The following is an 8769-nucleotide window of genomic DNA, read 5'->3' as shown; positions in this document are numbered from 1 at the left end:
AATCAGCAAATACGTCTAGTACAGTCGCTGCAGCAGCAATATCTCCTGTGGCACTTGTTTCAATTGTTCTTCTTGCACCGTTAGTAGAAGAGTTTGTTTTTCGTTATGCGGCTATAAATATTTTAACTCAAAAGTTTAAACAAACTTGGAGAATATTAATAAGCTCATTGTTCTTTTCTATTATGCATTTTGATTTTCCATTTATATTTGGATATTTTTTAATTGGACTTGTACTTGCTGTAGTATATGTGCGTACTAATAGGTTACTGGTATCATTTGTTGTACATGCAATTATGAATTTAATAGTTGTTATGTTTCAAGTTCTATGATGGAAAATATATTGGTAAGTGGTGTTATTTTCATTAACACCACTTATAGTTTTATAGCATGAAGTTTGTAATGAAATAGCCAAATTCATAACCTGTTCTTATTAATCCAGCTCCTAATATTATATATAGAGAATATTTGATAAAAAGATTTTTGTTTAAGAATTCTTTTAGATTATTCATGCTGAATCTTCCATTTCAATTTTATTAATTAGATCGTGATGTGGCGATACCTTAAGTAAGCTTAAAATTATTGTATCGTTGTGTATACTTAAACTTTAATTTGTTTCATTAAAGCTCTAGCTGCTAAAAATAACATGAAGCTATTAAGAACTAAACCTCCTAAATTTATATAAAAGAAATTTGTTTTTGTAAAATTGTATATACCAGCTACTACAAAACTAAAAAAGATAAATGAAGCTATTATAAGGGATACTGTTTTTTTCTTATTTGTGTATGAATACATTATTATCATCCTTTAAATATTATATATAGATACAATTATACCATAGAGTAGTGTATGGGATCCTGCCAACAAAACTCGGATTTCTTACTTTATCAAGACCTAAATTCAAAGAAACCTAAAATATAAGAGTCCTAACATATTATATATGACTAATATGTTAGGCTTTTTTATTTTTTGTAATGAGTTTTGGACCTGAGTTTGCGTAATATTTTTCTTTATTTGGATAGAAGTAAATAAAGCACCATAAACGGTCGTTTATGGTGCTTAGTTGGTTACACTAATTCACTAAATATATCATCTTTTATTTATTATATATATTTCGAAAAAATTACCATTTACACAAAATCAGTATTAGTGTATTATTCGTCTAGTACACTAATACTGAGGAGGGAAGAAATGGAAAATGAGTTTTCTCCTAATATCCCGATTTATATTCAGGTAATGGAATACATAAAAAAGGAAATTGTAACAGGTCGTTTAGCACCGGGTGATAAAATCCCAGCTGTACGTGAACTAGCCAGTGAATTACAAGTGAATCCAAATACGATTCAACGCACATTTCAAGAGCTAGAACGAGAAGGTATTGCTGTGACACGAAGAGGAACAGGGAGATTTGTAACGAGTGAAGGAGAAAAGATTACTGAACTACGCAAAGAAATGGCAACAGAGTTGCTTGATAATTTTATAAATGGAATGGACAATTTAGGTTTTACGAAAGAAGAAATTCTTACAATCCTCCATTCTTCATTAGAAAAGAAAAGGAAGGAAAACGAATGACAGAGTTATTAAAAATTGAAAATCTGTGGAAAAGATATAACTTAAAAACAGTGCTTCAAGATTTAAGTGCAACAATTTCTGAAGGGAAAATTATTGGTCTTGTTGGTGATAATGGTAGCGGAAAAACGACATTATTAAAAATGATTGCTGGTTTGCGTTATCCATCTAAAGGAACTATCACAATTGAAGGTCAGAAGGTAGGAATAGAAACAAAGAAAATTGTTTCATTTATGCCTGATAGTCCTATTTTTGACGAGTGGATGACGATAAAAGATGCTGTAGCTTTCTATCGAAATTTTTATCCTGATTTTGATTTAAACCAAGCAATGGAATTAATAACTGAATTTAAAATGCCATTAGAAGAGCATATAGTTGCTTTATCAAAAGGTGAAGTGGAAAAATTACAACTTATCTTAACTTTCTCCAGGAAAGCAAAGTTATATATATTAGATGAGCCATTGGGTGGAATTGATCTTGTTTCTAGAAAACATGTACTAGATTTAATTCTTAAATTTTACCGAGAAGATTGTACCATTCTCATTTCAACTCATTTAATAGAAGAAATCGAAAGTATATTTGATGAGGTAATCTTTTTAAAAGACGGAAATATTGTATTACATGAAAACGTGGAGGAAATTCGTTTTCATCAAGGGAAAGCAGTACATGAGTTGTTTAGGGAGGTTTTTGAGAAATGAATCCACTTTTTCTCTATTTATATAAGTGCAATAGAAAAAAAATAGCTGTCTTTTATTCTGGTTTTATTATTATTTCTTTACTTCTTTTATTTAGTACGATAGGACTCTCAAGGGTACTACCTCCGTTTATAAAGGATTTAGTCTTACTCATATTCCTGATGATAATTGGTATAGCTGCATTTTTACTTCTTTTAATAGCGCTGCCTTCTTTCAATAAAATATTAAAAAATTCTATGATTCGTTATACAGCCATCCCAACCCAGAAATATATATATGCGAATTTATTATTTTTCACAGTAATGTTTATTATTTTATTAGGTATAGGCTTAATTTTTTCATATTATTTTTCACAAAGTCTTGATGATGGAAAAGTAATTGGTTATGATCCCAGTCTTTATGGTGGGGAAATAACCGGAGAATTCCGACAAGAATATCACAAGTTGTATAGTTACGGAATCTTCCAACACATATTTGCTTTTCTTTTATGGGGAATCGATTTCATGAGTATCCTTATTTCTTGTTATTTTATCATGGCAATTATACGGCTGTTTCCAGTGAAGTCATGGATGAGTAAAATAATTTTATTCATCATTTTCGTTGCTATTTTTTCAACAATACAAACAATGATAGTGAATGTGTTAAGTAAATTAGAGAAATATGCAGTTACTATTAATAGTTCTGGGTTCATGGATAAGAATAATTTTTTTGATACATCATTTTACCCTATTGAAGATTTCACTATTTTTGGTCTATGTTTTACTTGCTTGTTAATAATTGTACTCGTAGAGATTACAGGTCGCATTATCAATAAGAAATTAGAGATATAAAAAATTCACATTACAAGCAAAAAATATTTTAGGAGGAAAACATGAGAACATCTAATCCAATGTTAAAAAAAGACAAATTTCATGAAGAGAAGACAAACGCTTCCACGATGACTATAGGTGGAACAATAGGAAAAACATTTATTATGCTTATCTTACTTCTTGCAGCATCTGTCTATTCATACTTACAAATGATGCAAGGTTCAATGAAAACATCAGTATTAATTGGAGTAGCAATAGTTAATATAGTAGTTGCATTTTTAGCTATATTTATCCCTCGTATATCACCAATTTGTGCACCGATTTATGCTGTGGTAAAAGGGATTGTATTAGGAAGTATTTCTGCATATTATACAATGCGTTTTGGAAATTCTATTCTTTTAACTGCTGTATTATTAACCATTTCGATTTTATTTGCAATGTTAGTATTATATGCTACTCGTATAATAAAAGTAACTGAAAAGTTCCGTACTGTTTTAACAGCTGCAACACTTGGCATTTTAATTATGTATTTGATTGTCTTCTTACTAAACACCTTTGTTTTGACTGTTCCTTACATTCACCAAGGTGGGACAATCAGTATCATTATTAGTACCGTTGTGATTGTCGTTGCTGCATTAAATCTATTACTGGATTTTGATTCGATTGAAAATGGTGCACGTAGTGGGGCGGCAAAACATATGGAGTGGTATAGCGCAATAGGGCTCATGATGACATTAGTATGGTTATACCTTGAAATTCTCCGTTTTGTTTCTTACTTTATGAAAAATGAAGAATAGAAAAAATCCTGCATGTTTCAAACATGCAGGATTTTTTTATCTAGTAGTGTCAATTTGAACATGAGAAAGTATCAAGATGCTTTACAACGGTTTCAACCATTGCATGTAAATTTTCAGTATCCCTTATAATATTCTTTCGACTACCACAAATAAATTAACATTAAAGAACTGATTCCTACTTAGCGTACGAAATTTGCGTTTTATTGGTGTTAGCCCATGTACATCAACTTAAGGAATGTAAAAACCCCCAAAACAAAAAATGAGCTGACTTCTCAAAATAACTAACTGTAGAGAAAGAGAATTTTCATTTAGGGGTACTTTTATGCTTAAAAAAAGGCTTATAAAGTTGAGGGGCTCAAAAATTAAATTAGGATAATCCGTAAGTATATGCTAGGCTTGGTTTACCATTTGATTTACTGTTTTCATGTCCTTTACGAGTGGGGGGGCTTTGTTTCACGGAAAAAAGAAAAGCAGACTCTCATAAAAGAGCCTGCCTTCCCTGCTTTGTAAAATTAAGAAGCTTTACGTACGTTTGAAGCTTGAAGTCCACGTTGACCTTGCTCCAAATCAAAAGTCACTGCTTGACCTTCTTCTAAAGTTTTGTAACCTTCGCCTTGAATCGCTGAGAAATGAACGAATACATCGTCTCCACCTTCACGTTCGATGAATCCGAAGCCTTTTTCGCCATTAAACCATTTTACATTACCTTTTTCCATTTGTATTGCCTCCTAGTGTGTAAACACACACAATGTAATACTATCCTTGCTCTCAGTGATCATAAAGGTGAAAAGTTACAAATCCTTTACACCGAACAAAAATAATTCATTTTAATAATAACATTTTTTGTAATAAATGTCAAGGTGAAGAAAAGGCATTAAGCTCACTATTTCTTTATGATAATCATTGACGTATATGGTGTGTGTAGCAATGGAACAAAATCACACAACAAACACTAGCGAACATTCATTTTAAGGGTTATTTCGTATATTAGTGGACATAAAATAGCTATTTTATGTCCACTAATGCTTATTGCTTTATCCTGTTCCATTGCTATACATACCCCTGTTAGAAAATGAAACTTTATTCGATAGCCGTAAGTTTCGTGAAATGTGTGACATGGGTCGGTTGATTGAAGATCAATTTTTATCTTTGCTTTCCTATGTTGCAGATCAAGAGCGTAAAAAAATCCATTAGCGACGAGCAGAAGGGATTGCTGAAGCTAATTTAGGACGTCCTCAGGTGAACCTTTCAACCCTAAGCAAACAACAAATGCATATGATAGAAGAGACTTATTTTAAATGGAAAAGTGGCGAAATAACAGCTACTATGTTTATGCAAATGTTAGAGTTAAAGAAAAACATGTTTCATAAAATAATGACGGAATATGAGGAAATAAAGTAGGATCTCTCTTATTAGAAATCCTACTTTTTCTTTGGTTGTAAGAATCTTGATGTTTTTGTATCAGAATAGTATTGTGTATATCAAAAAAAATAAAAGACAACTCCAATTAAGAGTTGTCTTTTTGTGTAATAAAATCCCCAAAATATGAAAATATACAAACGAATATAATACGTTATGGTTGATATTATAACAAAACCGAAGAGTATTGAAAATAAAAAGAATGTTGTAATGATTTTTTAAGGTTTTAGTTAAAAAAGCCTCGAAAATAAACCTTTTATAAAGGTTTCCTTAAAATATGATTATTGTATTTCGAGGGGTTCCTTATAAATCTTAGCTATATATTTTACAAAATCAATGACGGGATAGTGTATGAGTGAACGGTGCTGCGTAAAACGAACCCCTTCGTTTTCCATTTTTGAAATGAGTTGTTCAATTTCCAACTCTTTTTGTTGTATTCTATTATAATTTTGATATACAATGTTTTTCCATTGATAGGAAGAGCCGTGAAAATAACTCTCTCCTTTTACCCTGTGACTAAATATAATTTCTATTTTTTCTCTACGTTGTTTTTCCTTCATATGCGCTTCCGTTGACTGCATGTTTATCGCCTCTTCCCTTTTTTGTTGTATAACAAAATTTGGTCTAACTCACCATACATAGACAATGTACATTGTTCTAGTTGGGATTTGTCGTTTAAGGCTATCTCATCCACTGTATTTGGTTTTCAAGTGCTTAATCTAATATATTGGATTTACATCTAAATAAGTTGTTAGTGTGTATAAAACACTATCTATCTTTATTATAAAACGATTCTTTATAAGCATGCACCTTTTTACACTCAAGAAGATTTATAACATGACGAGTATCTTCATCCATGAATGTTATTCTGTATTTACTGAGGTTAGTTTCTTTATCTAGGCTAACTAACATATTGTATGCCTCAGTATCTATTTTATAAAAAAGAAAATAGATGTAACGGTCCCCCTTTTAATAAAAAGATCCTATAAAAATATAGCGCTCTTAAAAAGTTTTGTTACAAATTTATTATGTTTGACTTAAAAAAGGAACGTAATATTTATTTGTAGAAAATTTTAAGAGTAAAAATAGAATGACTATCTGTGATAAGAAATGGGGGGACTTTTATGCTAACAAATGATTTAGATTTCCGATTAGAACCACGTTTAAAAGAACTGTATGAACAACATAAAATAAGAGCGCAGAAGATAGACTGGGGTTATCATGAGTTTTTACCATGGGATAAGGGAATGGACTTTAAAAGAGTTCCTTGGGATGAAAGTCAAGTTACTCTTCCTTCTGGTGTAATTACAGCCATTGAAACAGCTTTATTAACAGAAGTGAATTTACCATGGTTTACAACGTATTTATCTGTGACTTTTAAAGGGTCCCTTTCTGTTATTACAGACTTTATTCATACTTGGACCTCAGAAGAGGATCAACATTCGAATTTATTGGAGACATATTTACTACTCACTCGAAGTGTGAACCCTAAACGTATACATGAATTAAGAAAGTCAGTCGTTGAGGGTGGATTTGAGCCTGATTTTCATACACCAATCGAAGCCATGACGTATACGACGCTACAAGAACTTGCAACGATGGTGTTTTACAATAATGTTGCTAAGGTTGCAAGTAAGCATGATCCAGATCTTGCTACATTATTACGCCGTCTTGCAAAAGATGAAACTCTTCATTATGCGTTTTATCGAGACGTTATTCGAATACATTTAGAATTGGAACCAAATTATTGCTATCATATTGCCAATGTGATTAAGAATTTTAAAATGCCAGGTGCCGTCATGCCTGATTTTGAAAATAGAATGGCTGTGATTGCAAAAGAAGCGAACTATGGACCACTACAATATTTTGATCAAGTACTTGATGTAGTGATTGAATATTGGCGGTTAAAAGCCTTACGACCAATTGCACCTCTAGCTGAAAAAGCAAGAATTGAGATTTTGGAGTACCACACAAGATTGAAAAAAATAAGGGATCGATTTGGTCGTTTTCAAGGGGGAAAATGATCTACGTTAATGAGTAGAGGTTTCAGAATATGCGAGGGGAAATTCCCTTTCCCTTTATGGGAAATCTGACACACTCCCTATGTTTTTTGTGCTATTTTTATTCGATTTGATATTTAAAGAAAAAGTAATTGACAACAAAAATAATTTTATGATATTATGAAATATTTGATAAAAAATCACATATATGGTAACCTTAAGAAGGTTACCATATATGGAGGTGGATTATATGTTTCAAATTGGCGATAACATTGTTTATCCAATGCACGGAGCAGGTATAATTGAAGCCATAGAAGAAAAAGAATTCTCAGGAAAAAAACAACAGTATTTTGTCATAAAAATGTCGATCAGTAAGATGCAAGTCATGATTCCTACGGGTAAAATAGTGAATTCGAATATACGCCCAGTTACTGATATACTTGCATTAAAGCACATTATACACATTTTTCACCATGAAGAATCCTGTAAATTACTGCCGTGGAAACAAAGGCATAAAGTGAACACGGACAAAATAAAAACGGGTGAAATACAAGAAGGTGCTGAAGTTGTACGGGATTTAATGCGTATGAAGAAAGAAAAAGCACTCAATACAAGCGAAAAAAAATTGCTGGATGATGCATATAGATTTTTGGTCAGTGAACTAGAATTAATTAAAGGAATCACTGAAAATCAAATAAAAAGTTTCTGTTAAGGTTCATTATAAATAATGTATTATATCCTCTGAAAACATTCTAAATCTTTCGGGAATATGATGAGTATTAAAAGCAAATCATTTCAAAGACATTCAATTTCTTCAACTCACTTTTAGAGTAGGAACCTCTTTTGTTATTACTTCAATCTAATCCATTTTTATTATAAAATTTTTTTACGAACGTTCGAAGTTTCATCAAATAACTCGATTAAATAGTCACTTGATTTTTGCAATCCTGATTCACACTGGCACGGACAAGGAGCCGTAAGGATGAAAGAGAGGTAGGGCTTTCATTGTTTTAGGTAATATACTATCTAAGTCATTATTTCTAGAAGAAAAAACAATCAATCTCACTGCTATCTTTAAGAGTTCCTTACATCTACTGAGACAGTGAATAGTAATTATTTATCTTCTTTACGTAAAATTGATAAACGAACTGGTAACACCATATGGTCAACTACAAAAATGGTTTCCAGACCAGGAAACCATTTTTAATTTCATTTACATAACAATAGTAAATTAAGCAGTAAGAAGGAGTGCACACATGAAAAAAATGTTAACAAAAGAATTGAGTAATGAATTAAAGAAGCGGGAAGGGATCATTTCTATTAAAGTTGAGCCTTATGAAAAAATCGAAGTTGGTGGAATTCGTGTAGATGGACCAGCTGTGATTCTAATTAATCAAGAATAGCTAAAAATAGTTGCATGCAAGAGGAAAGGATCTGCCTTTAAGAGGAAGGAGGGTCCTTTTTGTTTGCTGCAAATTTTATT

The 8769-nt window shown here is 31.6% G+C and carries 11 protein-coding genes and 1 pseudogene; 9 read left to right on the top strand and 3 right to left on the bottom strand.

The features are described 5' to 3' along the window. The coding region (locus MR143_RS26950) for a CPBP family intramembrane glutamic endopeptidase (RefSeq protein WP_242281108.1) at positions 1–329 on the top strand (329 nt) is incomplete at its 5' end. Positions 330–597: 268 nt separating this feature from the next. Here the strand turns inward: MR143_RS26950 and MR143_RS26945 are convergent. Continuing rightward, entirely contained in the window at positions 598–792 is a 195-nt protein-coding gene (locus MR143_RS26945) for a hypothetical protein (protein ID WP_000287694.1), read from the bottom strand. A 396-nt stretch (positions 793–1188) separates the two neighbouring features. On the opposite strand from MR143_RS26945, the gene MR143_RS26940 reads away from it, so the two are divergent. The 4 genes from MR143_RS26940 to MR143_RS26925 are packed head-to-tail and all read left to right on the top strand — an operon-like array spanning position 1189 to position 3867. Continuing rightward, complete coding sequence (locus MR143_RS26940; protein WP_000426666.1) at positions 1189–1569, top strand: GntR family transcriptional regulator; 381 nt, start codon at positions 1189–1191, stop codon at positions 1567–1569. After that, the gene (locus MR143_RS26935; RefSeq protein ID WP_000137757.1) at positions 1566–2264 is read left to right on the top strand and encodes an ABC transporter ATP-binding protein; all 699 of its coding nucleotides are present in this window, start codon (positions 1566–1568) and stop codon (positions 2262–2264) included. The genes MR143_RS26940 and MR143_RS26935 overlap by 4 nt, the downstream gene beginning before the upstream one ends. Then, on the top strand, positions 2261–3091 hold the full coding sequence (locus MR143_RS26930) for a hypothetical protein (protein WP_001068581.1): 831 nt from the start codon (positions 2261–2263) through the stop codon (positions 3089–3091). Before MR143_RS26935 ends, MR143_RS26930 begins: the two co-directional genes overlap by 4 nt. A gap of 41 nt (positions 3092–3132) precedes the next feature. Then, positions 3133–3867, top strand: coding sequence for a Bax inhibitor-1/YccA family protein (locus MR143_RS26925; RefSeq protein WP_242281107.1), 735 nt, complete (start codon positions 3133–3135; stop codon positions 3865–3867). A 512-nt stretch (positions 3868–4379) separates the two neighbouring features. Here MR143_RS26925 and MR143_RS26920 read toward each other — a convergent pair. After that, positions 4380–4583 carry a cold-shock protein gene (locus MR143_RS26920; protein ID WP_000410774.1) on the bottom strand — a complete coding sequence of 68 codons (204 nt, stop codon included), beginning with the start codon at positions 4581–4583 and terminating at the stop codon, positions 4380–4382. A 340-nt stretch (positions 4584–4923) separates the two neighbouring features. On the opposite strand from MR143_RS26920, the pseudogene MR143_RS26915 reads away from it, so the two are divergent. Beyond that, a pseudogene (locus MR143_RS26915) lies at positions 4924–5268 on the top strand (recombinase family protein); the annotation flags it as partial. A gap of 299 nt (positions 5269–5567) precedes the next feature. On the opposite strand, the gene MR143_RS26910 reads toward MR143_RS26915, so the two are convergent. Further along, positions 5568–5867, bottom strand: coding sequence for a hypothetical protein (locus MR143_RS26910; RefSeq protein WP_001191998.1), 300 nt, complete (start codon positions 5865–5867; stop codon positions 5568–5570). A gap of 543 nt (positions 5868–6410) precedes the next feature. On the opposite strand from MR143_RS26910, the gene MR143_RS26905 reads away from it, so the two are divergent. From MR143_RS26905 to MR143_RS26895, 3 genes are all read left to right on the top strand, one after another. Beyond that, on the top strand, positions 6411–7310 hold the full coding sequence (locus MR143_RS26905; RefSeq protein WP_000957107.1) for an acyl-ACP desaturase: 900 nt from the start codon (positions 6411–6413) through the stop codon (positions 7308–7310). 226 nt (positions 7311–7536) lie between these two features. Beyond that, complete coding sequence (locus MR143_RS26900; protein WP_000486303.1) at positions 7537–7998, top strand: CarD family transcriptional regulator; 462 nt, start codon at positions 7537–7539, stop codon at positions 7996–7998. A gap of 544 nt (positions 7999–8542) precedes the next feature. After that, positions 8543–8689, top strand: coding sequence for a BC1881 family protein (locus MR143_RS26895; RefSeq protein ID WP_000738545.1), 147 nt, complete (start codon positions 8543–8545; stop codon positions 8687–8689). Positions 8690–8769: the final 80 nt, after the last annotated feature.

Source organism: Bacillus cereus group sp. BfR-BA-01347 (genome assembly GCF_022663835.1).
In the GTDB taxonomy this organism is placed as follows: domain Bacteria; phylum Bacillota; class Bacilli; order Bacillales; family Bacillaceae_G; genus Bacillus_A; species Bacillus_A thuringiensis_K.
Note: the sequence above shows the minus strand (reverse complement) of the source record. Positions and strands in the feature narration are given on the sequence as shown.